The following is a 25543-nucleotide window of genomic DNA, read 5'->3' as shown; positions in this document are numbered from 1 at the left end:
GTCCCGGATCGCTTCCGCGGGGGGCGTCCGGCGGGCTATGACGCGGCGGATGCCCTCGCGGCGAGGGCCGGTCACGGAGGCTCCCCATGGATCTCGGCTTGAGCGGGCGCCGGGCGCTCGTCTGCGCGGCGAGCAAGGGACTGGGCAGGGGCTGCGCCCTGGCGCTGGCCCGCGAGGGCGTCGCGGTGACGATCACGGCCCGCAACGCGGAGCTCCTGGAGCGGACCGCCGGGGAGATCCGCAGCGAGACCGGGGTCACCGTCACCGCCGTCGCGGGCGACATCGCCACCGAGGCCGGCCGGGCCGCGGCGCTCGCCGCCTGCCCCGAGCCCGACATCCTGATCAACAATGCCGGCGGGCCGCCCCCCGGCGACTTCCGCGACTGGGACCGCGACGCCTGGATCCGGGCGCTCGACGCCAACATGCTGGCGCCGATCGCCCTGATCCAGGCGACCGTCGACGGGATGATCGCCCGCAAGTTCGGCCGGATCGTCAACATCACATCCGGCGCCGTGAAGGCGCCGATCGAGCATCTCGGCCTGTCGAACGGCGCCCGATCGGGGCTGACGGGCTTCGTGGCCGGCCTCGCCCGGCAGACGGTGCGGCACGGGGTGACCATCAACAACCTGCTGCCCGGCCCCTTCGACACGGACCGGATCCGCAGCAACGCCGCAGCCGGCGCCGCCAAGGCGGGCACCACCGTGGAGGCGTTCCTGGAGGCGCGGGCGCGCGCCAACCCCGCCGGCCGGTTCGGGCACCCCGACGAGTTCGGCGCCGCCTGCGCGTTCCTGTGCAGCCGGCAGGCGGGGTTCATCACCGGCCAGAACCTGCTGATGGACGGCGGCGCCTATCCCGGCACGTTCTGACGGGCGGGGGCCCGACCGGGCCCTCCGCTTGCATCGACGGCCCGCAACATCGCGCGGTGAGGATCATGAGCGTACGCGAGACCGTCGAGGCGCGGCTGGCCCGCATCGGGGAGGGGGACGAGGCGGTCTTCACCCGGCTCTACGCCGCCGAGGCCCGCGCGGCGGCGGACGCCGCCGACGCCCGCCGCCGGGACGGGATCTCCCTCGGCCCCCTCGACGGCGCGATGGTCTCGATCAAGGACCTGTTCGACGTGGCGGGCGAGACGACGCGCGCCGGCTCGATCCTGCTGGCCGACGCGGCGCCGGCGCGGGCCGATGCCCCGGTGGTCGCCCGCCTGCGCCGGGCCGGCGCGGTGATCCTGGGCAAGACCAACATGTCCGAGTTCGCCTTCTCGGGGCTCGGCCTCAACCCGCATTACGGCACCCCCGGCAACGCTGCCGATCCGGCGCGCATCCCGGGGGGCTCGTCCTCGGGCGCCGGGGTCTCGGTGGGGCAGGGGACCAGCGACATCGCGATCGGGTCGGATACGGGGGGCTCCGTCCGGATCCCCGCCGCGCTGAACGGCGTCGTGGGCTTCAAGCCGACCGCCTGCCGCGTGCCGCTGGACGGGGCCTTCCCGCTCTCCTACGCCCTCGATTCGCTGGGTCCGCTCGCCCGGACGGTGGCGGAATGCGCGGCCGCCGACGCCGTGATGGCGGGCGCGGAGCCCGTGCCGTTGGAGGCGTTCCCCGTCGCGGGCCTGCGCGTCGGCGTGCCGCGGGGCCTGCTGTTCACCGAGACGGAGCCGCTCGTGGCCGAGGCCTTCGAGCGCGCGCTGGCCTGCCTGTCCCGGGCTGGCGCCCGAATCGTCGACCACCCGATCGACGATCTCCTCGCCGCGATGGACGCGGCCATGCCGGACGGCTCTATCGCGGCGATCGAGGCCGCGGCGGTCCATGCCGACTGGCTGGACAGCGCGGCGTCCCGCTACGACCCGCGGGTCCACCGCCGCATCCTGGCCGGCCGGACCGCGACGGCGGCGCGCTACGTCCGGACGATGCGCCGGCGGGCCGAACTGATCACCACCTTCGACCGGGTTCTCGCCCCCCTCGACGTGCTGGCCCTCCCGGCGACCGCCACCACGGCGCCGCTCACCGCCCCGCTGGAGGCGGACGACGCGGCGTTCCTGAACGCCAATCGCCTGATGCTGCGCAACACGGCGTTCGGCAATTTTTTCGATCTCACCGGCCTGTCGCTGCCGATGCCGGATCTCGCCCGGCCGGCGGGGCTGATGCTGCTCGCCCGCCACGGGCAGGACCGCCGCCTCCTGGCCCTCGGCGCCGGCATCGAGGCGGCGCTGGCGGGGTAGGGGGCTCCGCGCCGCTCCCGTCATCGCGAGCGCAGCGAAGCGACCCAGGGCAGCGTGACCTCGGTGGACGTGGCGCGACCCTGGATTGCTTCGCTGCGCTCGCAAAGACGGCCACCGTCCATCGGGAGCGCCCCCGCATCCGGACACACTATCGCGGCCCCGCGCGCTGCGCCGCCGGGGGCATGGCCCAAACCTCACGCCGCCGGTGTGACGCGGGACGCCGGGGCCGGCCTCGACCCCTGCGTCCGATCCTGCATCCGGTGTCCGTCACGCGGGGGGCTCGAATCTACGCTAAGTCCTGCGGGTTGCCCTGCGGCACCCCGGGGGCTTCCGAGCGAGCCTTCGTCGCACGCCCTCTCCTAGTGAAGGGCGCCGTAGACCTCCGCACCGCCCAGGACAGGGTCGGCCTCTGGCTTGAACGACCGGGGCATTTCCTCCGCCGGCCGCCGCCCGGCCCGAGCCGGGGGCCGTCGAGTCCCGCGCCCGAGGCTGCCGCAGCCGACGGCAGACGCAGGCCGCGCCCCGCCGCCGCCGACCCGGCGGCTGACCGGACCGACGCCCCGAGGCGCGTCACGGTGCATCGCGGCGGGCGTGGGGAGGAGCGGGCTCCGAACGCCTCGGGCCGCGGCGCCGGCCGGCCCGGTCCCGCGCATTGCCGGATGGCGTCCCATCGTGCACCCTGGCGGCGATCCCGGCCCGAACCGCGTCCTCCGGGGCTCGGCCGCGCCGGGAGACCGGGACCGCCCGCGCCGGGGGGTGATCCCGATCAGGCCGACCGGCAGGGAGCCGTCGCATGAGCGCAGCCACGCCGTCGATCGTCGCGGACCGGGACGCCGGGTCCGGCGGAGGGATTCAGGAGGCGGTCCGGGCGATGCGCGTCGATCTGGCGGCCGCCTACCGGCTGATCCATCGGCTGGGCCTCGACGACAGCATCTACACCCACATCTCGGCGCGGCTGCCGGGGGACGGGCACCGGTTCCTGATCAATCCCTACGGGATGCGCTTCGAGGAGGTGACGCCGGAGAACCTCGTCACCGTCGATATCGACGGTCACGTGCTCGCGGACCCGATGGGGCTCGGCATCAATCCGGCCGGGTTCACGATCCACAGCGCCATCCACGCCGCCCGCGCCGACGCGATCTGCGTGCTGCACACCCACACGGTGGCGGGGGTCGCGGTCTCCTGTCAGGAGGAGGGGCTGCTGCCCCTGAACCAGTGGTCGATGCAGTTCACGGGGCGCGTCGCCTACCACGCCTACGAGGGCATCGCCCTCGATCTCGACGAGCGGCAGCGGCTGGTGGCCGATCTCGGCGACAAGCCCGTGATGGTGCTGCGCAACCACGGCCTGCTGACCTGCGGGCGCACGGTCGGCGAGGCGTTCCGGCTGATGCACAACATGGAGCGCTCGTGCCGGGCGCAGTTGGCGATCCAGGCGGCCGGCGCGCCGGTGATCCGGCCCTCCGCCGCCATTGCAACCAAGACCGCCGGGCAATACGCCGCCGGCTACGACCGCGTCGTCGTCCAGGGAGCGCCCGACAACGAATGGGCGGCGTTCAAGCGGATGCTGGCGCGGACCGATCCCGATGTCTTCGCGGCGGGGTGAGGCGCGACGTCGATCGGGTGGGATCCGCGCCCCCGCTTCCGGGCGGGCGGTTTCACCCGTCTTCCGCCAGCCATCAAAGTCGTGAGCGACGAGTGCCTGTCCCCTATCCCTCGTGAGGCGAAGCGCGCGGCGCCGGCCGTGTGACGTCGGTCGCCTCTGCGGGGGAGGGGGACGCGTCGCCCCTCGGCCCACCCCTCACCACTCCGTCCAGGCCCCGCTCGACCGGTAGGTCTGCTTCAGGAACGCGATGAAGGCCCGGGTCTTGGCGGGCACGAAGGCGCGGCTCGGATAGACCGCGAAGATGCCCGCCGAGGCCGCGGCCGTGTAGGCGGGCAGCACCACCTCCAGGAGCCCGCCGCGCAGCTCCGCGTGCACGTCCCAGGTGGAGCGGAGCGCGATTCCGAGGCCGCCGATCACCGCCTCGCGCACCACCTCGTTGGAATGGGTGCGCAGGGGGCCCGACGCGGTGACCGTGCAGGGTCCTTCCGGTCCGATGAGCCGCCAGGGGTTCTGGTTCTCGGTGGCGAGGCACACATGGCCGCGCAGATCGTCCAGGGTCTGCGGTCGCCCCGCCGCATCGAGGTAGCTCGGCCGCGCGCACAGAACCCGCCGCACCGGCGCGAGGCGCACCGCCGTCAGTCCGGAACTCTCCAGCGCGCCCACCCGGATGGCGAGGTCGTAGCCGCGCTCGATGATGGACTCGAAATCGTCGCTCAGCTCCAGGTTCAGCACGAGGTCGGGGTGGAGGGCGAAGAAGGCCCCCAGATGCGGGACGATGTGCAGGCGCCCGAAGGAACTCGGCGCCGTCACCCGGAGCGTCCCCCGTGCCCGCGTGGCGTTCTGCGAGACGAGGCTTTCGGCCTCCGCGATGGCGTCGACGATCGGGGCGATCCGCTCGAAGAACGCCGCGCCGATATCGGTCGGCGCCAGCCGCCGCGTGGTGCGGTGCAGCAGGCGCACGGCGAGCCGCTCCTCCAGCCGCTTCAGCCGCTTCGAGACCACCGCCACCGACAGGCCGAGTTCCGACCCGGCCCGGGTCAGGCTGCCGGTCCGCACCACCCGGGCGAAGATCTCCAGGTCGCTCTGGTCGTTCATTCTCAACGCTGCGGAAAAAATCAAATCCCTTTTGCCGCCTTTTCGGCGGGTGCCAAGCGGTCTATCGCTGTGAGATCAAAAAAATTTCACGGGCCGTTCGACTTTTTCTGACGCACGGCGCCCCATTTCTCAGAGGATCGCATGTCGAATCTCGTCGTCGCCGAGGATCTCCGCACCTTCCTGTCCGAGGAGGCGCTGCCTGGAACCGGCCTCTCGGCCGACCGGTTCTGGTCGGGCTTCGCGGCGATCGTCCGCGACCTCGCACCGCACAATCGGGCGCTGCTCGACCGGCGCGACGGCCTCCAGGCCGACATCGATTCCTGGCACCGCGACCATCGCGGCCTGCCGCATGATCCGGCCGCCTACGCGACCTACCTCACGCAGATCGGCTACCTGCAGCCGGAGCCCGACGCTGTGCGGGTGACCACCGAGAACGTGGACGCGGAGATCGCGCAGATCGCCGGGCCCCAGCTCGTCGTGCCGATCTCGAACGCCCGCTACGCGCTCAACGCCGCCAATGCCCGCTGGGGCAGCCTCTACGACGCCCTCTACGGCACCGACGCGATCCCGCAGGACGGCGACCTCGCCCCCGGCACCGGGTTCAACCCGGCCCGGGGCGCCGCCGTGGTGGCCAAGACCAAGGCCCTCCTCGACGCGACCGCCCCGCTCAGCGTCGGCTCCTGGGCGGATGCGGTGGGCTTCTCGGTGACGGGCGGCCGCCTCGCCGTCGCTCTCGGCGCCGGACGGAGCGCCGGCCTGACCGGCACGGCGGACTTCGCGGGCTATACCGGCGCCCCCGAGGCGCCGACCGCGCTCCTGCTGCGCCACAACGGCCTGCACGTCGAGATCGTCATCGACCGGACGAGCCCGATCGGCCGCACCGACCCCGCCGGCATCGCCGACGTGGTGCTGGAATCCGCCCTTTCGACCATCATGGACATGGAGGATTCGGTCGCCGCCGTGGACGCGGCCGACAAGGTCGCGGTCTATCGCAGCTGGCTCGGCCTGATGCGCGGCGACCTCGTGGCCACCCTGTCCAAGGGCGGCCGCACCGTCGAGCGGCGGCTTGCCGCGGACCGCACCTACACGGCGCCCGACGGGAGAAGCCTGACCCTGCCGGGGCGGTCGCTGATGCTGGTCCGGCATGTCGGCCATCACATGTACACCGACGCCGTGACCCTCGACGGCGCCGAGATCCCCGAGACGCTCCTCGACGCGGCGGTGACCGCGCTGATCGCCCTGCACGACCTGAACGGGACCGGCTCCTTGCGCAACAGCCGGACGGGCTCGGTCTACATGGTCAAGCCGAAGCTGCACGGCCCCGACGAGGTCGCCTTCGCGGTGGAGCTGTTCGGGCGGGTCGAGGCCCTCGTCGGGCTCGCGCCGCGGACGCTCAAGATCGGCGTGATGGACGAGGAGCGGCGCACGACGCTCAACCTGAAGGCGGCGATCGCCGCCGCCGCGGACCGGCTGTTCTTCATCAACACCGGCTTCCTCGACCGGACCGGGGACGAGATCCACACCTCCCTGGAGGCCGGTCCGGTGGTCCGCAAGGACACGATGAAGGCGACCGCCTGGATCAAGGCCTACGAGGACGGGAACGTCGATGCCGGCCTCGCCTGCGGCCTGCCGGGCCACGCGCAGATCGGCAAGGGCATGTGGGCCGCCCCCGACCAGATGGCGGCGATGCTGGAGGCGAAGGGCGCCCACCCGGAAGCCGGCGCCAACACCGCCTGGGTGCCGTCGCCGACGGCGGCCACGCTCCACGCGCTGCACTACCACCGGACGGATGTCCGTGCCCGCCAGGCGGACCTGGCCGGCCGGGCGCCCGCCACCCGGGACGCCATGCTGATCCTGCCCCTCGCCGAGGGCGCCTTTGCGCCGGAGGCGATCCGGGAGGAGCTCGACAACAACTGCCAGGGGATCCTGGGCTACGTGGTCCGCTGGATCGACCAGGGCGTCGGCTGCTCGAAGGTGCCGGACATCCACGAGGTCGGCCTGATGGAGGACCGCGCCACCCTGCGGATCTCCAGCCAGCACATCGCCAACTGGCTGCGCCACGGGATCGTGGACCGGGCGCAGGTCGACGCGGCGTTGCGGCGGATGGCGGCGGTGGTCGACCGCCAGAACGCGGGCGATCCGGCCTACCGGCCGATGGCTCCGGGCTTCGACGGCCCGGCCTTCCGGGCCGCGGAGGCCCTGGTGTTCGAGGGCGCGCGCCAGCCCAACGGCTACACCGAGTTCGTGCTGCACCGGTTCCGCCGGGAGGCGAAGCGCCGGCAGGCCGACGGTCGGGCGGCCTGAGGCCGGGGAGCGCGGGCGCCAGGATCAGGGGCTGGGTTCCACAAGCGATCGTCGCCCCGCGGCGCGCCCTCCCGCATTTCCGAGGGCCGCCGCCCGCCGGGGGGCGCGGCCGGCCAGGCCGGGTTCCCCGATCCGCGGGCCGGTCACCCGCGGCCGCTCAGCGGCGCTTGCGCGTCATCACGTAGACGAGGAGATTCGCCACCGCCCGGTAGAATTCCGCCGGGATTGCCTGATTGATCTCCACGTGGTCGTACATCGCCCGGGTCAGGGCCTTGTCGACGACCACCTCGATCCGGTTCCTCTCGGCGATCTCGCGGATGCGCAGGGCGATCAGGTCCGCCCCCTTGGCCAGCACCACCGGGGCGTCGCTCTCGCTCTGATCGTAGCGCAGCGCGATGGCGTAGTGCGTCGGGTTCGCCAGGATCATCGTGGCGCGGGGCACCGCCGCCATCATCTGCTTGCGCAGCCGGTCCTGCGCCAGCGAGCGCAGCCTGGCCTTCACAAGCGGATCACCCTCGAGCTGCTTGAACTCGTCCTTCAGCTCCTGTCGCGACATCCGCAGGTCACGCTGCCAGCGCAGGCGGGACCAGACCAGATCGCCCGCCACCAGCGCGATGGTCGCCACGCTGACGGCCGAGATGAGGCGGACCGACAGGGTCAGCAGGAACTCGGGCAGGCCGATCGGATCCACAAACATGGCGTCCACGATCTCGTACCGGTCTGCGCGCAGAACCATGAAGGACATGCCGCCGATCGCCAGAAACTTGAAGAGACTCTTCCCGAACTCGACGAACCCCTGCGTACTGAAGATCCGCTTCCAGCCGCTCGCGGGCGAGATGCGAGACCATTGGGGCTGGATGCGATCAAACACCATGCGGGGTGCGTTCTGAAAGATCGAGGCGGCGATCCCGGCGACGAGCAGGATCACCAGAACCGGCAACAGGAACCGGCCCATTTCCAGGGCCAGGGCGTGAACGAGGCGCGTGGCGTCCGGGCTGGTCTCCACGCTGAAGTTGCGCGGCTGCTCGAGGAGCAGGGTGAGCCGCCGCACGAATGCAGCCCCCTGATCCCGCACCACGAACACGAGGAAGACCAGCAGGCCCATGATCGAGGCGAAGACCGGGGCCTCGCGCGAGAAGGGGGTATTGCCCTGCGCGACCGCGTCGCTGATCTTCTTCTCGCTGGCCGCCTCGGTTTTGCTCTCCTTGTCATCCGACATCGCGGCAGTCCCGCTCAGCGGATGTAGGTCTCATCCGAATCCGCCGAGCTGAGTTCGATCTCGCCTCGGGCAGCCATCTCGAGCGCCTGATCGGTGATCGCGCGGCGGGCCTCGTGCACATCCCGCTGCGAGGCGGGCTCGCCACCCTCGAGTTCGTGCTCCACCAGGCGCCGCGCGCGGGCCGTCAGGGCACTGAGCACGACGTTGCGCAGCTGTCCGCTCGTGCCCTTGAGCGCCAGGATGACCTTCTCGTGGGGGATCTGGTCGAACAGGGTCGTGCGGGCCCGCGGTGTCAGGTTGATGATGTCGTCGAAGGTGAAGAGCAGGCTCTTCAGGATCTCCGCCGATTTCGGGCGCGACTGCGTGAGGTTGTCCAGGACCTCCTCCATGCTCTGGCGCTCCATCTTGTTGATGATGTCGGCCATGCGCGAATGGGTATCCGCCGCGGCGTTGCGCGCCAGATTGATCATGAAGTCCTCGTGGATGGTCTGTTCGATCATCTTCATCGTGGTCTCGACGATCGGCTTGAACGTCAGCATCCGCCGCATGACCGCGTTGCGCATCGGCGCCGGGAGCTGGGCCATCACCTTGGCGGCACAGGCCGGCTTGACCTTCGACAGGATCAGGGCCGCGGTCTGCGGATGTTCCTTGATCAGGTAGGCGGCAAGAGCCGTCTCCGAGCCGTTCGAGATCCGGTCCCAGATCGACCGCTCCCCCCCGCCGAGCACATCGGCCATGATCTCGGCGATCTGCTCCGGAGGCAGGACCCCCTCCAGCAGCTTCTCCATCTCGCGGGCCGTCCCGATCAGGTTCGCCCCGTCGGCGAAGAAGGCCGCCAGCTGCTCGACGATCGTCTCGAGCTGCGGCTTGGGGACGGGCCCGAGCTGCGAGACGGCGCGCGTGATCTGCTTCAGTTCGGCCTGGTCGAAATACTTGACGAGCCGGCTGGCCGTCGTCTTCTTCATCGCGATGAGGACGGCCGCGACCTCCTCGGCAGGGGTCAGCACTCTTCGACCGACTTTGGTCATGGAACCTGCGGCCATGGCGCTGCTTCCTCTCAGCCGTTGGAATCGGCCGCTGCGGGACCGACGATTTCGGTGAGGGACACGCCGAAGCGGGAATTGTCGTCCTCGACCACGACGACTTCGCCCCGGGCGATGACGCGGCCGTTCACGACGACGTCGACCGGTTCGCCCACGCGATGGTCCAGGGGAACGATCGCTCCTCGGCCCAGCTTCATCAGGTTGGCGACCGGCATCGTGGCCGATCCGAGGACCACCTGCATCAAGACCGGAATCCGGAGGATGGAATCGAGATTCCGGCCATGGCCCAAGCGCTCGTCCTGCGCCCGCTGGCCGTCGGCATGCGCCTCGATCTTGGCGAACAGGCTGTCGCTATGCCCACTCCCGGTCCCGGACTCGACATTCACGTGGTCTGCGGGGGATGACATCAAACGCTCCTCAAGGATGGGACGACTCGCGGCCGAGCCGCACCGGGACCGGCGGTCGCGGGGGAGGGTGGCCACGTCGGCTGAGCCGGCATCAGGCGCTCGTCAGGTTGCCGCCGACGGCAGGTTCAGGGCTCGCATCGCCGGGCTGCGCCGCGTTCGCCAGCCTGATCCGCTCCGCCTTCAGCTCCGCCAGGGCCACCTTGGCGCACTCGATCTCGCGGCTCAGATCTTCGAGGACGACACGCCCGTCCTGGGCGAAGGACTGGACGGCGTTGCTCGCGCCGACGAGGGCGGACGCGCTCCAATCGACCATGTCGCGGTACTGGGCATGATACCGGTCGAGCCGCTTCAGACGCATGTACATCGGTACGAGGCAGGCGGTCGTCGCGACCAGGGCCGCGAACAGCAGGGCCTCAGCGAGAGAGAACATCATCGATAAATTCCTGATCCTGATCGATGAAGCGGTCCACGCGCAGGACGACGCCGCCCTCCTCCTGCCCGACATCGCACCAGAACAGATCGCGGTCGTTGCCGACCAGCTTGACACGGCTGCGCGGGGTCGCCCGCAGTTCTAGCACCTGGCCCACGCTGAGCTCGGCGATCTCGCCGAGCGTCAGCTGCTTCTCCTCCAGGATCGCCTTGAGGGTCACCGGCGTCTTCTGCACCTCGCCGGCGATCTGCTTCGTCCACCGGGAGTCCCGGGCGGAGGTCTCACCCACCAGGATCCGCGCCAGGCTCTGCCGCATCGGATTCAGGACGGATTGCGGGATGACGATGAACATCTCTCCGCCGCGATTGAGCGCCTGCAGGACGAATTTCGCCGCCACCGCTTGGTTGTTCCGGCGGCCGATGACGGCGAAATCCATTCGCAGCTCCGTCCGCTCGAGCTTGAACGGCGTGTCCGCCACCAGCGCGAATGCGGACTGCATCGCCTTGCCGATCTGCTCGAAGAGGCGCTGCGCGATCCGCATCTCGATATTCGAGAAGGATCGTTCCTCGTCGAGCGGCGGTTCGGAGCCGTCGGCACCGAGGAGCGCCTCCACCATCGTGAAGATGAAGTCGCGGTCGAAACCGACCAGGATGTGACTGTCCCATTCGGGCGCCTTGAAGATTCCGGCGACCGCGTTCGCCTCGTAGGGCTCCAGGATGTCTCCGAACCGCTGGCTCTCGACATTGCTCAGCGAGAAGTAGACCGGGGAGGCCGCGAGGTGGCGGAGCTGCTCCGCGCAGAACGTCGCGGCTCGGTCGAGGATCACGTGCAGCATCGGGAGGCGATCGAGGGAGAGCCCTGCGGCGTCCAGGAGCCGATCCCGGATGTCGTTGGCGACCGGTTGTTTGTCCATGATCAAGCCGCCTCACGCAGGGCGCTCTCGCTGCGCGGCGCGCCCGTGATCGTCGCGTTCTCCACCTCGTCGATCGTCGGCCGGTAGGCCGCCGTGATGGCCTTGCGGCCATGCTCGACGGCGATCTGCGGCAGCGCGCCGTTCATGAAGGCCAGCAGAGTCTGCTTGACGATGATGAAGACCCGGGCCTGCGCCTCGCGGGTCGTCTTCACCTTGTTGGCGAGCGGCGCCACGACGCTGTAGGAGACGAGAATGCCGGTGAAGGTGCCCACCAGAGCGGACCCGATCAGGCTTCCCAGCAGGGCGGGGGATTGGTCGAGCGCCCCCATCGCCTTCACGATACCGAGGATCGCCGCCACGATCCCCAGGGCCGGCAAGCCGTCGGCCATGTTCATCAGCGCGAAGTAGACCTTCAGCTTGTCGCCGCGGTGCGTCGCGATCTCCTCCTCCATCAGCGCCTCGATCTCGTAGGGCCGCGCATTGCCGACCAGAAGGAGACGGACATAGTCGCAGATGAACAGCGTCAGTTCCTGGTCGCGGGCCACGCGCGGATAGGCTTTGAAGATCTCGGACTCATCCGGTCTGTCCAAGTGACTTTCGACCTCGTTGCGCGGCTTTGACCGAAGTTCCCGTGTCAGCGCGAACAAAAGGCCGAGCAAGGAAAGGTAATCCTCCTGTCTCGGCTCCCGTGCGAACAGAGCATCCCGGACCGCACCGGCGGTGTCCATCACCACCCGCGCCGGGTTGGCGACGATGAACGCACCGATCGCGGCGCCCCCGACAATGATGAATTCGAAAGGCTGCCAGACCACCATGAGGTGGCCGCCCATGGCCCAGAAGCCGCCCGCGACACAGACCATCGCGGTCAGCAAGCCGATGATAACACCCACGTAGCGCCTCGACGTCGTATGGATCGCTACACCGGGCCGTAGACGGTCATGCTTGCGTCGGGCTGGAGCGATCTCGCGGCGCTCAAACGCAACACGTTTCGAGATCGACCGTGCAAGGCCCAGACAAGCTCCCGGCCCTAGGGCTGACGCCCATCATCCGCGGCCTGTACATCTGCAGCGTTCGATATATCGGCGATCCGAATTCTTATTAATTCGTTCTGAACCCGATCCAACAAGATCAGGAACCCGGACATGACATCAACTTATCTTAATTACAAGCTTATATCTAGAGATATTACAAAAACTCTGAGCGAAAAAGCGTCGGAAAAGGCAAATTCTCGAGAGATAAAATATTACTCTGATCATATTTCCGAAATAAAATCAGTCGATGATTTCATCGGCAATGCGCGCATCTTCAATTTCGCCATGCAAGCCTTCGGCTTAGATCACATGGCTTACGCCAAGGGATTCATGAGAAAGATCCTGGCAGGGCCGCCTGACGCGAACGGAATGCGCTTGGTCGATCGCATTCAAGATGCGCGATTTCGAGAATTTGCGAACGCCTTCGACTTCCAAACCCACGGCGCCAACACAACGCAGCGTCCCGAGGCCAGGCAGGCACCGATCGCTTCTTATGTCCGCCAGAAGCTCGAGAGCGATGCCGGCCAGCAAGACGAGGGCACACGCCTGGCCCTGTACTTCAAGCGCCAGGCGGGAACGATCAAGTCCGCGTTCGGCATCCTGGCCGACAAGGCTTTGGCGGAAGTCGTTCGAACAGCCCTTGGACTTCCTCCCGAGATGGCGATGAGCAACCTTGATGCTCAGGCCGCCCTGATAAACCGGAAGCTCGACATCGCGAGTTTCAAAGATCCGGAAAAACTCGACAAATTCATTAAGCGCTTCACGATCATGTGGGATCAGAAGAACGATACGGCGTCGACGCCGACGCTGTCGCTCTTCGGCGGGTCCGATTCGGGCTTCGACACCGGGCTCCTCCTCAAGCTGCAATCCATCCGGCTGGGGGGGCACTGACATGCAGGCGTCGCTTTACGTCACGCTGTCCGCCCAGATGGCGCTCGAACAGCGCCTGAACACCGTGGCGACCAACGTCGCCAATCTCGGGACCGCCGGCTATCGTGCGGAGGAGGTCAAGTTCGAGACGATCCTGTCCGAGGCGGGCGGGCGCGAGGTCGCGTTCACGACGCCGGGCGAGACCTTCCTGTCGCGCAAGGCCGGACCGCTCATCAAGACGGATTCGCCCCTCGACGTCGGCGTGCAGGGGGACGGCTGGCTGGCCGTGCGGGGTCCAGGAGGTCCGGTCTATACCCGCGACGGCCGGATGCAGGTCACGGCGGCCGGCGACCTGCAGGATCTGAGCGGGCGCCCGATCCTGGACCCCGGCGGTTCGCCCCTGACCGTCGATCCGGAAGGACCCCCGATCACGATCGGACAGGACGGGATCATATCCCAGGGCACCAATCAGATCGGCGCACTCGGCGTGTTCCGTCTGGACCCGGCCGCGAAACTCACCCGTGTCGCCGGCGGTGCCGTCGCGTCGGACAGGCCGGGCCAGCCGATCCTGGACTTCAATCAGCGCGACGCGACCACGGTCCGGGTTCAGCAGGGATTCCAAGAGGGGGCCAACGTCAATCCGGTGATGGAGATGTCCCGGCTCATCGAGATCACGCGCACCTTCCAGAATGCGGCCGCCGCGGTGGCCGAAACCGAATCCTCGCTGCAGGACGCGATCCGCGGCCTCGGCCCCAGCGCGTAAGCGACCGCCATCGTGGACTCCACAAGGCTGCCGCGTGCTGAGATGAGCATGAACGCCCTCGACCGGCTCGCCCGCGCGCTGGAGGACCGGGACGATCATCCCCTCGTCAGAGTCGGGGGAGTCGTCCGGGAGATCGGGTTCGGCCATTGCCGCATCCGCATCAACACCCCCCTGCTGAGGCTCGGCGATCGGATGCAGATCGAGACCGGCGGGCGGAATCTCGACGGCGAGGTCGTGCGGATCGACGAAGACGGGGCGATCCTCAAGCCGTTCGAGAGCCGGATCGGCGCCGGCCTCGGATCGCCCGCCTATCGCGTGCCGACCTCGGATCCCCGACCCTGCGAGGACTGGAAGGATCGCGTCATCAACGCCCTGGGGCAGCCCATCGACGGAAAGGGGCCGTTGGCCAAGGGCGCCCGGGCGATGCCGCTGGATGCCGATCCTCCGCCCGCGATGCTGCGGTCCCGGGTGAACCGGCCGCTTCCGACCGGCGTGCGGGCCATGGACCTGTTCACGCCGCTCTGCGCGGCGCAGCGCATCGGCATCTTCGCGGGCTCCGGGGTCGGGAAGACCACGCTGCTGTCCATGCTGGCCCGCTGCTCCGGATTCGACGCCGTGGTCGTCGCCCTGGTCGGCGAGCGCGGGCGCGAGGTTCGGGAGTTCCTCGAGGGCCCTGTCCAGGACAGCCGGTCCCGGTCGGTGGTCGTGGTCGCCACGGGCGACGAGAGCCCGATGATGCGCCGGCAGGCGCCGAAGCTCGCGTTCGCCGTCGCCGAGTATTTTCGCGATCAGGGCCAATCGGTCCTGCTCATCCTCGATTCGGTCACGCGCTTTGCGCATGCCGCCCGGGAGGTGGCCCTCGCGGCCGGCGAACCGCCAGTGGCACGGGGCTATCCGCCGAGCGTGTTCGGCGATCTGCCGCGTCTGCTGGAACGGGCCGGGCCGGGGACCGAGGGCGGCGGCACGATCACCGGCATCTTCTCGGTCCTGATCGACGGAGACGACCACAACGACCCGGTAGCAGACAGCATCCGCGGCACCCTCGACGGCCATATCGTCCTCGACCGGGCGATCGCCGATCAGGGCCGCTATCCGGCGATCAACCTGCTCGGCTCGATCTCACGCCTGGCTGACGTCGTGTGGACCCCGCAGCAGCGCGAACTCGTCCGCATGCTCAAGAGCCTGGTCGCGCGCTTCGAGGATTCCCGGGACCTGCGCCAGATGGGGGGATACCAGGCCGGAGCGGATCCGGAACTCGACCAAGCCGTCGTCTTGGTCCCGAAGATCTATGCGGCCCTCCGGCAGGATCCCACCGAGCCGCGCAGCCTCGACGCCTTCCTGGACCTCGCGAACGCGTTGCGAACCTGATCAACGGAGGCACGGGGCGGACCCGGATCCGAGGGGGAGGGTCGATCGCCCGTGCCGATGGCAGGGCGTCACGAGAAACCGCGTCGCTCGCCGGCGCGGGTTCAGAAAAGCCGCTCGGAAAGCTTCGCGCAAGCGATCTCTGATCAGAGTCGGCCGAACATGATCAAACAACGGGGACGTTCGTCATGGGACTTTATGGTGTGCTGAACAGCGGCGTCTCCGGAATGAACGCCCAAACCAATCGACTTGGAACGGTTGCTGACAATATCCAGAATCAGAATACAACCGGGTACAAGCGCGCATCAACCGAGTTCTCGTCGCTCCTGATCGACCCGAACCCGGGATCCTACGAGTCCGGATCGGTCGATACGATCGTGCGACACGCGATCACGAGCCAGGGCACGAGATCCGCGACGACGTCCGCCACCGACCTCGCCGTCAACGGCAACGGATTCTTCGTCGTCAAGGATCCCGGCGGCAGGACTTACCTGACCCGAGCCGGGAATTTCATCGAAGACGCGACAACCAAGGATCTCGTGAATGCAGCCGGCATGCACCTGATGGGCTACAGCCTGGCCTCGGGCGATCCGAAGGTCTCGCTGAACAGCTATGACGGGCTCGTGCCCGTCAACACGGCCAGCCTGTCCATGCAGGCCCGCCCCTCCACCATCGGAACGATCAGCGGCAACCTTCCTGCCGACGCGGCGATCGTCACGGGCGGGGCGAATTTCACGAAGGCGACCAGCATAACCACCTATGACAATCTCGGCCACGCCGTTGTCGTCGATCTGTACTTCTCGAAGACGGCATCCAACACGTGGCAGGTCTCGGCCTACGATTCCAGCAAACCCGCGAACTTTCCCGGATCACCGCTCGGACAGACAAATCTGACGTTCGACAGCAATGGCAAAATTCAAGGCCTGCCGAAACTGAATTTTACCGTTCCAAAGGGTCAGCCCATGTCTATCGACATGGCCAACATGACGGCTCTGGCAGGCGAATACACGATCACGGGGGGCGCCAACGGAAGCGCCCCGATGAGCGTCGTGGGAACGGACATCGACCGGGACGGGACGGTGTACGCCGTCTATCAGGACGGCAAGAAGGCGGCGGCCTTCAAGGTCCCGCTCGCCACTGTCGAGAGCCCGGACAATCTGAGTCCGCAGGCCGGCAATGTCTTCGATACCACCCCCAGTTCGGGCACGCCCCAGATCGGCTTCGCCACCGTCGGCGGCCGCGGGCAGATCCTGAAGGGCATGCTCGAAGAATCGAACGTCGATCTCGGAACCGAGCTGGCGACGATGATCCAATCGCAGACCAGCTACGGCGCCAATTCCAAAGTGTTTCAGACCGGCGCCGAAATGCTCGAACTCCTCGTGAACCTGAAGCGCTGAGCTGGAATAGAGGACGTTCCACATGGGCCTTTCCGTTGCACTGAACGCCGCGCGCGGATCCCTGCTCGCCAACGCGACCCAGACCGACGTCGTGTCGCGGAACATCGCCGGGGCCCACGATCCGGCCTATTCGCGAAAGATCGCATCGCTCGTCACGACGGACGGGCCGGTCCGGGTCGTCATCAACCGCGCCAGCAACACGGCGTTGTTCGATCGGATGATGAGCAGCACGTCGGAACTCGCCGGCTATGAGGCGATCCTGACCGGGCTCACCACGCTGGAGGGTACGGTCGGCGATACGGACGCGCAGCGCTCCATCGCCGCAAAGGTCGGTATCCTGAACTCGGCACTGGGCGATGCCGCCAACCAGCCGAACGACGTGAATCTGGCGAAGGCCGCCGTTGCGGCCGCGCGGGACCTCGCGCGCGCGCTGAACCAAGCGAGCGACACGGTGCAGGCCGCCCGGCTGAGCGCCGACCAGGAGATCGCCGAGTCCGTCGCCACGATCAACGACCTGCTCGGAAAGTTCGACGCGGCCAATAAGGCCGTCGTCCTCGGGACAGCGCGCGGGGACGATATCAGCGATGCGCTCGACAACAGGGACAAGATCCTCACCCAGTTGTCCCAGGAGATCGGCATCAGCACGGTCATCCGTGAGAACAACGACATGGCGATCTACGCCGATAACGGCTCGCCCCTGTTCGAAAGGCAGCCTCGGACGGTCACCTTCGAACCGACATCCGCCTTCGCGGCCGGGACGACCGGCAAGGCGGTGTTCATCGACGGGATGCGCGTGACCGGCAACGGCTCCCTGATGCCGCTCCAATCCGGCCGGATCGTGGGACAGATGACGATCCGCGACGAAGTCACGGTCACGTATCAGAAGCAGCTCGACGCCATCGCCGCCGGATTGATCAACGCCCTGTCGGAGACGGACAAGACGTCCGCGATCGGTGCGGCCCGGGCCGGCCTGTTCACCTATCCCGGCGGCCCGGCGCTTCCCGGGGCAGGCATTACGGGGCTCGCCCACACCATCCGCGTCAACGCCGCAGCCGATCCCGAGCAGGGCGGCAACCCGTTCACGCTGCGCGACGGCGGCATGAATGCGGGGGTGCAATATCTGTACAACGACACGCAGGCCGCCGCCTTCTCCGATCACTTGAACGCCTTGCGCGCCGCCCTCGGCGCGGAGCGGCCCTTTGCGGCGGCCTCGGAACTGCCGGCCTCGGCATCCCTGCAAACCGCCGCGGCGGCGTCGGCGAGCTGGCTCGAAGCCGCCCGCAAGGCTGCGTCCCTCCAGGTCGACAAAGAATCAGCGGTGCTGGACAGCGCATCGACCGCGCTCTCGAACACGACCGGCGTGAACCGCGACGAGGAAGTCGCCTCGATGCTGCAGCTCGAGAAATCCTACGCGGCGTCCGCCAAGCTTATCGCGACCGTCAATGCGATGATCCAGTCTCTCCTTGATGCCGTGAGGTAGCGTCATGAAAACGAGCTACATCTCTACCGCCACGCTCTGGAACTCGCCCCGCGCCGGCGCCGCCCGGCTGGAGGCGGAGATCGCGAAGGCGAATGCCGAAATGGTGCAGGGCGGCCGATACGCCGATGTCGGCCTTGAGCTCGGCCACAGGACCGGAACAGACATCAATCTGAGACAGGAGGTCGACGACCTCAAGGCGCAACAGAGCCGCAACAACATAACCGGGCTCCGGGTCAGCGGCACCTACGATGCGCTGACCCAGATCCGGACGGACAGCGAGTCTTTCCTCGCCCTCGTCACCCCTGGAAAGCTGTTCAGCAGCAACGGGGCCGAGACGGTGAAGGAGGCGTCATCGCGACTCTCGGCGCTGATCGCGCATCTGAACTCCGCCGTCGCGGGTCAATTCCTGTTCTCCGGAATCGATACCGACCGACGCCCGATCGCGGATACGCAATCCGTGCCGCCGGCGGCTGCCAAGCTAGCCTTCGCGCAGGCGTTCCAAACCGCCTTCGGCTTCGCGCCCGGAACGCTGCCGGCCGCGACCAACATCACGGCGACACAGATGCAGGCCTTCCTCGACGGCCCCGCATCCGCGCTTTTCGCCGACCCTCAATGGGGTGCGACATGGTCCGGTGCGTCGAACGTCAACATCCGCAGTGAACTCGCTGGCGGCGAAACGGCGGAGACATCCGTCAATACCAACGTTCAGGCCGTTCGACAGCTCGCAATGCTGTATACGGTCGGTTCCGAAATCGGGCTGACCAGCCTCGCCCCGTCGACGCAGTCGATCGTGTACGACAAGATGCGGGACTTGGCGAGCCATGCCGCGTTCAACCTGACGCAGATCCAAGCCAGCGTCGGCATCGTTCAATCCAGAATGAAAGCCGCCGACAACCTGCTCGATTCCAAGATAAAGTTCCTGACCCTCGGATACAGCAATCTCGAGAGCGTCGATCTCGCAGAACTCAGGACACGCCAGGAAAACCTGAAAGCCGACCTTCAGGTCTCGTACAGTCTGACGAGCGAGATGAGACGGATCAGTCTGATCGATTACGTCTGACAGTTTCGGATACGGTTTTGACCGCCGGGCGACACGCCAAGCGACGGCACATCACTGCGGCAACGCTTCAATTCGATAGGCAGATCGGCAATGTACGGCGCGTCCTACGCGGAAGCCTACACGGAAGTCTTGGACGATTCACCCACCCTCGCCCGGGAGCGGGAACGGGCGGCCTTCGATCGGGCCATCGCTCTGATGAAGGAGGCCGAGGCCGCCCCTGCATCGGCGGAACTGCGTCAGGAGGCCATCAGCTTCCTGCAGCGCCTCTGGAGCATGCTCATCGATGATCTCGCCAATCCCGAGAACGCGCTGCCGGCGCAATTACGGGCGGACCTGATCTCCATCGGATTGTGGAACTTGAGCCAGACCGACCAGATCCTCCGCGGCGATGCGACGGGGTTCGAGGCTCTCATCTACGTCAATACGCTGATCCGCGATGGTCTCCAATGAGCCGCTCGATCAATCTCAGCCTGCGAGGCCAGGAGCGCATCTTCATCAACGGGGCCGTTCTCAGAGTGGACCGCAAGGTCACGATCGAGCTGCTCAACGACGCGACCTTTCTTCTCGAAGCCCATGTGCTGCAGGTCGAGCAGGCGAAGACGCCGCTGCGCCAGCTCTACTTCATCGCCCAGGCCATGTTGATCGATCCCAGCAATGCCGGCCAAGTCCGACAGGCTTACGATAAAGTCGAGCAGGCGATCCTGGCTCAGACTCCTGATCGCGCCGTCGTTGCGGCGCTCGCAGCGGCGCGCGACCTCCTCAACAGGGGTCGGCCGTTCGAGGTCCTGCGGATGCTGCGCGGGGTCTTCGAACCGGAAGACGCGCCATCCCGACCGAACTCGAACAGTCTCACTCATCAGGTCGCCTGACGAACCGTCAGGGCATAGGCGCCGAAACCAGACGGAGGTCGATCCATGTCCATACCGGCAACCCAATCTACGAACCCGTCAACCGCGAATGTCGCGGCCCGAACGGCCCCGGCCGCGAAGCCGTCGACTCTGAACTACGACACCTTCCTCAGGCTCCTCATGGCGCAGATGAAGAACCAGGATCCCACGGCGCCGATGAAATCGACGGATTACATGGGCCAGCTCGCGACATTCTCGCAGGTTGAGCAGAGCGTGAACATGAATAGCAAGCTCGACGCCTTGCTCACCTCCTCGAGTCTGTCCCAGGCCAGCAATCTCATCGGGCACACCGTCACCTCCGCGGACGGATCGGTCACGGGAACAGTCACGTCCGCGCGGGTGACGAAGGACGGCCTGATCGTACATCTCGATAGCGGCCAGGATGTCCCCTACGAATCCGGCCTGACCGTGTCCTAGAACCGTCCCCGGCCTGACGGCAGCCGGTCGGCGGCCCCAATGCCACGGCATGCGCGATCGTTCGACGAGCCGGCATCCGCGTCATCGCAACGTCCGCGGCGATCGCAGTCGACACGCCGAACTGAACCGCCGGCCGCGGCCCAGCAGGGCGCGGCTTGGACGGGAATCGATGGCGCGCGCGGGCCGCTGCGATCCCGGCAGGCCTCCGATCCGACATCCGCAAGTGCTCGCGGAGGCGATGACGCCGGACCGTCGGCGCAGACCGAACTCACCCCATCAGACCGAGTCGAGCCCGTCTGCCGGCCAGACGGTTTCCGGCGAACGTCCGCCTCTCTCGAATGCCCCTGTGAGAATCCCCGTCCGGCCCCATGAACGAGATCGACGCCCTTGAACTCGTCCGCGCCGCCATCTGGACGATCATCGTCGCCTCGGGGCCGGCGGTCGGAGCCGCGATGGTGGTGGGGATCCTGATCGCCCTGTTCCAGGCGCTGACCCAGATTCAGGAGGTCACCCTCACCTTCGTCCCGAAGATCGTGGTCGTCCTGCTGGTGATGATCGTCAGCGGCTCCTTCGTGGGCGGCCAGATCTACGCCTTCACCGAGATGGTCTACGGCCGGATCGTGACGGGCTTCCGCGCGGTGTCGGAATGAGCGGCGTCGAAGGCGGAGGGGGGTCTGCGCGCGGCACGTCGGACGCGGCGGCGCGCAAGGCGCGCCGCGCGGGCATCGGAGCCGGGTGCGCGGACCGACGCCATGCAGGCGCAAGCTTGATGATCCAGAAGTCCCATCACGACACGAGGGGGTGAGAGCGTGGCATCGGCCGTACAAGCGCTCGCGCCGGACAGAAGAATCCGGCGGGATGTCTGGTTCGCGATCGGCATCATCGCCATCCTCGCGATCCTGTTCCTGCCCGTTCCGGCCGTGCTGATCGATATCGGGCTAGCGCTCTCGATCGCCATCTCGGTGCTGATCCTCATGGTCGCGCTCTGGATCCACAAACCGCTGGAATTCTCGTCCTTTCCCACGATCCTGCTGATCGCGACGCTGCTGCGTCTGGCCCTCGGGATCGCGACGACGCGGCTGATCCTGTCCAACGGGGATGCGGGCGTCGACGCGGCCGGCCACGTCATCCAGGGCTTCTCGCAGTTCGTGATGAGCGGCGACTTCGTGATCGGGCTCGTGGTGTTCGCCATTCTGATCACGGTCAACTTCCTCGTGATCACCAAGGGCGCCACGCGCATCGCGGAGGTCGGCGCGCGCTTCACCCTGGACGCGATCCCCGGCAAGCAGATGGCGATCGACGCCGATCTCTCAGCCGGCCTCATCGACGACAAGGAGGCGCAGCGGCGTCGGCGCGAGCTGGAGGAGGAGAGCGCGTTCTTCGGATCCATGGACGGCGCCTCGAAGTTCGTGCGCGGCGAAGCCATCGCCAGCCTGATCGTCATCGCGGTCAACATCTTCGGCGGCATCATCATCGGCGTCACCCGTCACAGCCTGCCGCTGGGCAAGGCCGCCGACGTCTTCACCAAGCTCTCGGTCGGTGACGGACTCGTCTCGCAGATTCCGGCCCTCATCGTGTCCCTGGCCGCGGGCCTTCTCGTGTCCAAGGGGGGGACGCGCGGAACTGCCGAGCAGGCCGTCCTCGGCCAGCTCGGCGCCTATCCGCGGGCGCTGTTCGTCGCCTCGGGTCTGATGCTGGTCTTCGCGATCCTGCCCGGGATGCCGTTCCTGCCCTTCGCCGTCCTGAGCGTCTTGATGGGCACCATCGCCTATCTGATCCCGCGCCGCCTCGCGGAGGCGCAATCGAAGGTCGATGCCGCGGTGAAGGCCAAGGAGCAGCAGCGTCTCCTGGAGCACCAGGAGAGCGAGGCCGTGAAGGACTCGCTGAAAACCGCCGAGATCGAGTTGCGGCTGGGCAAGCACCTCGCGGTGCAGATGCAGGGCGCGCAGAACGAACTGGCCCACCGGGCCGGCCGGATGCGCCGGAAGTTCGCGCAGCAATACGGATTCGTGGTTCCGGACATCAAGCTGGTCGAATCCCTGACGGTCCCGAGCAAGAGCTATGAGATCGCGATCCACGGAACCGTCATCGCCGCCCAGCAGATGCGCCCCGGCGAGACCATGATCGTCGTGGGTGACGGTCCGCTGCCCAGCATCGCCGGCGAGGAGGTGCGCGAGCCGGCCTTCGGCATGCGGGCCGTCTGGGTGCCGGATGCCTACGCCCAGGAGGCCCGGCGCGAGGGCTTCAGTCCGATCGACTGGCACTCCGTGATGCTGACTCATGTCAGCGAGGTGATCCGCAATAACCTGCCCCAGCTCCTCTCCTACAAGGACTTGAGGATGCTGATCGAGCGGCTCGATTCGGAATACAAGCGGCTGGTCGACGACATCTGTCCGTCGCAAATATCGTACTCAGGCCTGCAGGCCGTGCTCAAGCTGCTCCTCGCCGAGCGGGTCTCGATCCGGAACCTGCACCTGATCATCGAGGCCATCGCCGAGATCGTCCCCCATGCCCGCCGGGCGGAGCAGATCGCCGAGCATGTCCGGCTGCGGATCGCGCAGCAGATCTGCGGCGATCTTGCCGAGAACGGCGCCCTCAACGTCCTGCGACTCGGCAGCCGCTGGGATCTCACCTTCCATCAAGGCCTCAAGCGCGACGCCAAGGGCGATGTGGTCGAGGTCGATCTCGATCCGCGGCTGATCGAGCAATTCGGCGTCGAGGCCTCCGAGGCCATCCGCGCCCATTTGAAGACGTCGCACAAATTCGCCCTGGTCACGGCGCCGGAGGTGCGCAGCTACGTGCGGATGATCATCGAGCGCCTGTTTCCGACGGTCCCCGTGCTGTCGCATGTCGAGATCGCCCGCGGCGTTGAGATCAAGTCCCTCGGTACGATCTCCTGACCCCCGATGATCCCGGATACGATCCTCGGCGTCTTCGTGATCTTCTGTCGTGTCGGCGGGTGCCTGCTGGTGGCGCCGGGCCTGTCCAGTGCGCGGGTGGCCCCGCACATCCGCCTGTTCATCGCCCTGACCGTGACCTTGGCGGTGGCCCCCATGCTTCTGCCGAAACTCGGTTTGGGCCTGAGGGGTGCAGGGCCGGCCGAGATTCTCTGGTGGGTCGGATGCGAGACGCTCACCGGGCTCGCCATCGGCTTCTTCGGCCGATCCTTCTATTTCGCGCTCGAAACCATGGGCAGCGCCCTGGCGACGATGATCGGTCTGGGAGGCATCCCGGGGAATCCCGTCGCCGAACACGAGGCGGCCTCCCTCGCCGGCTCGCTGATCATGATGGCGGCGACGGTGCTGGTGTTCAGCATGGACCTGCACTGGGAACTGTTCCGCGGATTGGTCGCCTCCTACGACCGCATCCCGGCCGGGAACCCGTTCGGCGCGCGGCCCATGCTGGCCGGCTACGTCGACCGGATCACGGCGGCCTTCGTCATGGCCGTTCGTGTGACGAGCCCGTTCATCATTTACTCCGTGCTGGTCAATCTCGCCCTGGGGCTCGCCAACAAGCTCACACCACAGATTCCGGTGTTCTTCATCGCGACACCGTTCATCCTGTTCGGCGGCCTCCTGCTGCTGATGGTCCTGTCCACGGATCTGCTCGGGCAGTTCGCCCTCGAGTACGGGCATTGGCTGAAGAGAGGCTGACATGCGGACACGCCTGAGCCGGGCGATGCGGCTGCTGCGCCTGCAGGACCGCATGCACCAGCTCGCCGAGCGGGACCTTGCCGCACTGGACCGCCGGGTTCAGGCGGCCGACATGGCGCAGGCGGATCTGATTCGCGCCCTCAACGAAGCGTCTGCGTTTCACGAGCCGCTGCGCGCCACGGCGGTCGGGCGGCTGAGGCGCCTGGCGGTTGAGGCCCAGGAGCTGCGCGCGGAACGCGACATCTCTGCACTGAGGCTGATGGAACGCTCCACGCAGCACAAGCGGACCGAGCTGTGGGTCGGACGCCTGGAGACCGCCCAGCGCCAGCACGCGGAGAAGCGGGATTGGGCGGAGCGCCTCGACCATCTGGGCCTCACCACGGAGGCAAGCCTCCGGTCAGCCAAGCCGGTTAACCTGCAGGACGAGCCAAGGTCTCCCGTGGGCCCGGCGGATGTGTCCGGCCTTGACGGCTGGGCTCGTCGCGATCGCAACAATCCGGATACGAGTACGCCGTGAGCGTCCAGCCTCCCTCCGATATTGTCCTCGACGTTGCGCGCGCGGCGGATCCCGCCCGCTATCAGGCCGCGGTCACCAAGCTCACCCAAGGCGCGCCCGGAACCTTCGCGGACGCCCTGGGAACGGCCTCGGGCAACCGGACCGGGTTCGCCGTAGCGCCGCAGCCGAGCGCCGATTCCGTGCTGACGCGGTTCCGCACGGCCGCAACCCTGCCGTCGCCCCGGACGAAGGGAACCCCCGCCCAGCAATTCGAGGCCTTCGTCCTTCAGACCTTCGTCGAATCGATGCTCCCGCAGGGCGCATCGGCGGTCTACGGCAAGGGCAATGCCGGGGCGATCTGGAAGTCGATGCTGGCCGAGCAGCTCGGCGCCCAGCTGGCCAAGGCCGGCGGCATCGGCATCGCCCGGATGATCGAGGCGTCACACCCGGACACCAGAGCCCCGGCCCCCGCGTCCCGGATCCCGGCGGTCTGACGCAACCCCGCTCCGCACCACCGACACCCCGGACACGGATCATGCTGCTATCATCCCTGGCCCGCCTCGAAGCGACCATCGACGCCGAGACCACCTCTCTGACGGTGCACGACCTGCGGGATCAGGACGATTTCAACCGCCGCAAGAGTCAGAGCCTCGTAGAACTGGCTCGTCTCGGACGGACGATCAGCGCGGACCGGCTGAGCCCGCCCGAGATCGAGGGGCTGGAGCGGGTCCGCGCCAAGCTGCGACGCAACCACGAACTCCTGGGCATCCACTTGCGTGCCATGCAGGAGGTCTCGGATCTCGTCTCCACCATGATCCAGAGCGCGGAATCCGACGGCACCTACTCGGCCGTCCTGCGCTACCAGGAGTGACCG

The 25543-nt window shown here is 67.6% G+C and carries 26 protein-coding genes; 19 read left to right on the top strand and 7 right to left on the bottom strand.

Going from position 1 to position 25543, the window contains the following annotated elements; translation table 11 throughout:
- The first annotated feature begins 86 nt into the window (after window positions 1-86).
- The 3 genes from ABIC70_RS04930 (at window position 87) to ABIC70_RS04920 (ending at window position 3818) form a co-directional block, all read left to right on the top strand.
- Window positions 87-866, top strand: a complete 780-nt coding sequence (locus ABIC70_RS04930) for an SDR family oxidoreductase (RefSeq protein WP_043379573.1) — start codon at window positions 87-89, stop codon at window positions 864-866.
- A gap of 65 nt (window positions 867-931) precedes the next feature.
- A complete protein-coding gene (locus tag ABIC70_RS04925) occupies window positions 932-2215 on the top strand; it encodes an amidase (protein WP_354439026.1) in 1284 nt (427 codons plus the stop codon).
- Between the two features lie 793 nt (window positions 2216-3008).
- Window positions 3009-3818: a class II aldolase/adducin family protein gene (locus ABIC70_RS04920; protein ID WP_075380084.1), complete on the top strand. Its 810-nt coding sequence runs from the start codon at window positions 3009-3011 to the stop codon at window positions 3816-3818.
- Window positions 3819-4013: 195 nt separating this feature from the next.
- Here the strand turns inward: ABIC70_RS04920 and ABIC70_RS04915 are convergent, their stop codons facing one another.
- Window positions 4014-4913, bottom strand: coding sequence for a LysR family transcriptional regulator (locus ABIC70_RS04915; protein ID WP_354439025.1), 900 nt, complete (start codon window positions 4911-4913; stop codon window positions 4014-4016).
- A gap of 141 nt (window positions 4914-5054) precedes the next feature.
- Here ABIC70_RS04915 and ABIC70_RS04910 point away from each other — a divergent pair, with 141 nt between their 5' ends.
- Window positions 5055-7217: a malate synthase G gene (locus tag ABIC70_RS04910; RefSeq protein ID WP_354439024.1), complete on the top strand. Its 2163-nt coding sequence runs from the start codon at window positions 5055-5057 to the stop codon at window positions 7215-7217.
- Between the two features lie 157 nt (window positions 7218-7374).
- Here the strand turns inward: ABIC70_RS04910 and flhB are convergent, their stop codons facing one another.
- From flhB to motA, 6 genes are all read right to left on the bottom strand, one after another.
- Window positions 7375-8436 (bottom strand): flagellar biosynthesis protein FlhB, encoded by a 1062-nt coding sequence (flhB, locus tag ABIC70_RS04905; RefSeq protein WP_354439023.1) that lies wholly within the window; start codon window positions 8434-8436, stop codon window positions 7375-7377.
- A 14-nt stretch (window positions 8437-8450) separates the two neighbouring features.
- The gene (locus tag ABIC70_RS04900) at window positions 8451-9479 is read right to left on the bottom strand and encodes a flagellar motor switch protein FliG (RefSeq protein WP_043348557.1); all 1029 of its coding nucleotides are present in this window, start codon (window positions 9477-9479) and stop codon (window positions 8451-8453) included.
- A 14-nt stretch (window positions 9480-9493) separates the two neighbouring features.
- Window positions 9494-9886 (bottom strand): flagellar motor switch protein FliN, encoded by a 393-nt coding sequence (fliN, locus tag ABIC70_RS04895; RefSeq protein ID WP_043348558.1) that lies wholly within the window; start codon window positions 9884-9886, stop codon window positions 9494-9496.
- A 91-nt stretch (window positions 9887-9977) separates the two neighbouring features.
- Complete coding sequence (locus ABIC70_RS04890; RefSeq protein WP_236952921.1) at window positions 9978-10319, bottom strand: hypothetical protein; 342 nt, start codon at window positions 10317-10319, stop codon at window positions 9978-9980.
- Window positions 10300-11229, bottom strand: a complete 930-nt coding sequence (locus tag ABIC70_RS04885; protein WP_043348563.1) for a flagellar motor switch protein FliM — start codon at window positions 11227-11229, stop codon at window positions 10300-10302. The genes ABIC70_RS04890 and ABIC70_RS04885 overlap by 20 nt, the downstream gene beginning before the upstream one ends.
- A 2-nt stretch (window positions 11230-11231) precedes the next feature.
- A complete protein-coding gene (gene motA, locus ABIC70_RS04880) occupies window positions 11232-12119 on the bottom strand; it encodes a flagellar motor stator protein MotA (protein ID WP_043379585.1) in 888 nt (295 codons plus the stop codon).
- A gap of 252 nt (window positions 12120-12371) precedes the next feature.
- On the opposite strand from motA, the gene ABIC70_RS04875 reads away from it, so the two are divergent.
- The 15 genes from ABIC70_RS04875 to ABIC70_RS04805 all read left to right on the top strand — a co-directional run bounded on the left by ABIC70_RS04875 (window position 12372) and on the right by ABIC70_RS04805 (window position 25540).
- The gene (locus ABIC70_RS04875) at window positions 12372-13151 is read left to right on the top strand and encodes a DUF1217 domain-containing protein (RefSeq protein ID WP_354439021.1); all 780 of its coding nucleotides are present in this window, start codon (window positions 12372-12374) and stop codon (window positions 13149-13151) included.
- Window position 13152: 1 nt separating this feature from the next.
- Window positions 13153-13893, top strand: coding sequence for a flagellar basal-body rod protein FlgF (gene flgF, locus ABIC70_RS04870; protein WP_043348571.1), 741 nt, complete (start codon window positions 13153-13155; stop codon window positions 13891-13893).
- A gap of 42 nt (window positions 13894-13935) precedes the next feature.
- Window positions 13936-15261: a flagellar protein export ATPase FliI gene (gene fliI / locus ABIC70_RS04865; RefSeq protein WP_081948567.1), complete on the top strand. Its 1326-nt coding sequence runs from the start codon at window positions 13936-13938 to the stop codon at window positions 15259-15261.
- A 185-nt stretch (window positions 15262-15446) separates the two neighbouring features.
- Complete coding sequence (locus ABIC70_RS04860; protein WP_179698631.1) at window positions 15447-16655, top strand: flagellar hook protein FlgE; 1209 nt, start codon at window positions 15447-15449, stop codon at window positions 16653-16655.
- Between the two features lie 22 nt (window positions 16656-16677).
- On the top strand, window positions 16678-18135 hold the full coding sequence (gene flgK / locus ABIC70_RS04855; protein ID WP_354439020.1) for a flagellar hook-associated protein FlgK: 1458 nt from the start codon (window positions 16678-16680) through the stop codon (window positions 18133-18135).
- A gap of 4 nt (window positions 18136-18139) precedes the next feature.
- Window positions 18140-19195: a flagellar hook-associated family protein gene (locus ABIC70_RS04850; protein ID WP_354439019.1), complete on the top strand. Its 1056-nt coding sequence runs from the start codon at window positions 18140-18142 to the stop codon at window positions 19193-19195.
- A gap of 90 nt (window positions 19196-19285) precedes the next feature.
- Window positions 19286-19645, top strand: coding sequence for a flagellar biosynthesis regulator FlaF (gene flaF, locus ABIC70_RS04845; protein ID WP_043348583.1), 360 nt, complete (start codon window positions 19286-19288; stop codon window positions 19643-19645).
- A complete protein-coding gene (gene flbT / locus ABIC70_RS04840) occupies window positions 19642-20064 on the top strand; it encodes a flagellar biosynthesis repressor FlbT (protein WP_179698628.1) in 423 nt (140 codons plus the stop codon). The genes flaF and flbT overlap by 4 nt, the downstream gene beginning before the upstream one ends.
- 45 nt (window positions 20065-20109) lie before the next feature.
- Window positions 20110-20520, top strand: a complete 411-nt coding sequence (flgD, locus tag ABIC70_RS04835) for a flagellar hook assembly protein FlgD (protein ID WP_043379601.1) — start codon at window positions 20110-20112, stop codon at window positions 20518-20520.
- 368 nt (window positions 20521-20888) lie between these two features.
- Window positions 20889-21170 carry a flagellar biosynthesis protein FliQ gene (gene fliQ / locus ABIC70_RS04830; RefSeq protein ID WP_043348590.1) on the top strand — a complete coding sequence of 94 codons (282 nt, stop codon included), beginning with the start codon at window positions 20889-20891 and terminating at the stop codon, window positions 21168-21170.
- Window positions 21171-21329: 159 nt separating this feature from the next.
- Window positions 21330-23420 carry a flagellar biosynthesis protein FlhA gene (gene flhA, locus ABIC70_RS04825; RefSeq protein ID WP_354439018.1) on the top strand — a complete coding sequence of 697 codons (2091 nt, stop codon included), beginning with the start codon at window positions 21330-21332 and terminating at the stop codon, window positions 23418-23420.
- A 6-nt stretch (window positions 23421-23426) separates the two neighbouring features.
- Window positions 23427-24173: a flagellar biosynthesis protein FliR gene (gene fliR / locus ABIC70_RS04820; RefSeq protein WP_179698627.1), complete on the top strand. Its 747-nt coding sequence runs from the start codon at window positions 23427-23429 to the stop codon at window positions 24171-24173.
- Window position 24174: 1 nt separating this feature from the next.
- A complete protein-coding gene (locus tag ABIC70_RS04815; RefSeq protein WP_179698626.1) occupies window positions 24175-24690 on the top strand; it encodes a hypothetical protein in 516 nt (171 codons plus the stop codon).
- Window positions 24687-25163: a rod-binding protein gene (locus tag ABIC70_RS04810; protein WP_043357241.1), complete on the top strand. Its 477-nt coding sequence runs from the start codon at window positions 24687-24689 to the stop codon at window positions 25161-25163. Before ABIC70_RS04815 ends, ABIC70_RS04810 begins: the two co-directional genes overlap by 4 nt.
- Before the next feature lie 41 nt (window positions 25164-25204).
- Window positions 25205-25540 (top strand): hypothetical protein, encoded by a 336-nt coding sequence (locus ABIC70_RS04805; protein WP_043357243.1) that lies wholly within the window; start codon window positions 25205-25207, stop codon window positions 25538-25540.
- Window positions 25541-25543: the final 3 nt, after the last annotated feature.

Origin of the sequence: Methylobacterium sp. 1973 (assembly GCF_040545035.1) — a bacterium.
Classification (GTDB): Bacteria; Pseudomonadota; Alphaproteobacteria; order Rhizobiales; family Beijerinckiaceae; genus Methylobacterium; species Methylobacterium fujisawaense.
This window is presented reverse-complemented; position numbering and strand designations above follow the sequence as displayed.

What these genes read in the sequence shown, in the direction of transcription:
- ABIC70_RS04930 (WP_043379573.1), top strand. Translation starts at nt 87, where the DNA reads ATGGATCTCGGCTTGAGCGGGCGCCGGGCGCTCGTCTGCGCGGCGAGC.
- ABIC70_RS04925 (WP_354439026.1), top strand. Translation starts at nt 932, where the DNA reads ATGAGCGTACGCGAGACCGTCGAGGCGCGGCTGGCCCGCATCGGGGAG.
- ABIC70_RS04920 (WP_075380084.1), top strand. Translation starts at nt 3,009, where the DNA reads ATGAGCGCAGCCACGCCGTCGATCGTCGCGGACCGGGACGCCGGGTCC.
- ABIC70_RS04915 (WP_354439025.1), bottom strand. Translation starts at nt 4,913, where the DNA reads ATGAACGACCAGAGCGACCTGGAGATCTTCGCCCGGGTGGTGCGGACC.
- ABIC70_RS04910 (WP_354439024.1), top strand. Translation starts at nt 5,055, where the DNA reads ATGTCGAATCTCGTCGTCGCCGAGGATCTCCGCACCTTCCTGTCCGAG.
- flhB (WP_354439023.1), bottom strand. Translation starts at nt 8,436, where the DNA reads ATGTCGGATGACAAGGAGAGCAAAACCGAGGCGGCCAGCGAGAAGAAG.
- ABIC70_RS04900 (WP_043348557.1), bottom strand. Translation starts at nt 9,479, where the DNA reads ATGGCCGCAGGTTCCATGACCAAAGTCGGTCGAAGAGTGCTGACCCCT.
- fliN (WP_043348558.1), bottom strand. Translation starts at nt 9,886, where the DNA reads ATGTCATCCCCCGCAGACCACGTGAATGTCGAGTCCGGGACCGGGAGT.
- ABIC70_RS04890 (WP_236952921.1), bottom strand. Translation starts at nt 10,319, where the DNA reads ATGATGTTCTCTCTCGCTGAGGCCCTGCTGTTCGCGGCCCTGGTCGCG.
- ABIC70_RS04885 (WP_043348563.1), bottom strand. Translation starts at nt 11,229, where the DNA reads ATGGACAAACAACCGGTCGCCAACGACATCCGGGATCGGCTCCTGGAC.
- ABIC70_RS04875 (WP_354439021.1), top strand. Translation starts at nt 12,372, where the DNA reads ATGACATCAACTTATCTTAATTACAAGCTTATATCTAGAGATATTACA.
- flgF (WP_043348571.1), top strand. Translation starts at nt 13,153, where the DNA reads ATGCAGGCGTCGCTTTACGTCACGCTGTCCGCCCAGATGGCGCTCGAA.
- fliI (WP_081948567.1), top strand. Translation starts at nt 13,936, where the DNA reads ATGAGCATGAACGCCCTCGACCGGCTCGCCCGCGCGCTGGAGGACCGG.
- ABIC70_RS04860 (WP_179698631.1), top strand. Translation starts at nt 15,447, where the DNA reads ATGGGACTTTATGGTGTGCTGAACAGCGGCGTCTCCGGAATGAACGCC.
- flgK (WP_354439020.1), top strand. Translation starts at nt 16,678, where the DNA reads ATGGGCCTTTCCGTTGCACTGAACGCCGCGCGCGGATCCCTGCTCGCC.
- ABIC70_RS04850 (WP_354439019.1), top strand. Translation starts at nt 18,140, where the DNA reads ATGAAAACGAGCTACATCTCTACCGCCACGCTCTGGAACTCGCCCCGC.
- flaF (WP_043348583.1), top strand. Translation starts at nt 19,286, where the DNA reads ATGTACGGCGCGTCCTACGCGGAAGCCTACACGGAAGTCTTGGACGAT.
- flbT (WP_179698628.1), top strand. Translation starts at nt 19,642, where the DNA reads ATGAGCCGCTCGATCAATCTCAGCCTGCGAGGCCAGGAGCGCATCTTC.
- flgD (WP_043379601.1), top strand. Translation starts at nt 20,110, where the DNA reads ATGTCCATACCGGCAACCCAATCTACGAACCCGTCAACCGCGAATGTC.
- fliQ (WP_043348590.1), top strand. Translation starts at nt 20,889, where the DNA reads ATGAACGAGATCGACGCCCTTGAACTCGTCCGCGCCGCCATCTGGACG.
- fliR (WP_179698627.1), top strand. Translation starts at nt 23,427, where the DNA reads ATGATCCCGGATACGATCCTCGGCGTCTTCGTGATCTTCTGTCGTGTC.
- ABIC70_RS04815 (WP_179698626.1), top strand. Translation starts at nt 24,175, where the DNA reads ATGCGGACACGCCTGAGCCGGGCGATGCGGCTGCTGCGCCTGCAGGAC.
- ABIC70_RS04805 (WP_043357243.1), top strand. Translation starts at nt 25,205, where the DNA reads ATGCTGCTATCATCCCTGGCCCGCCTCGAAGCGACCATCGACGCCGAG.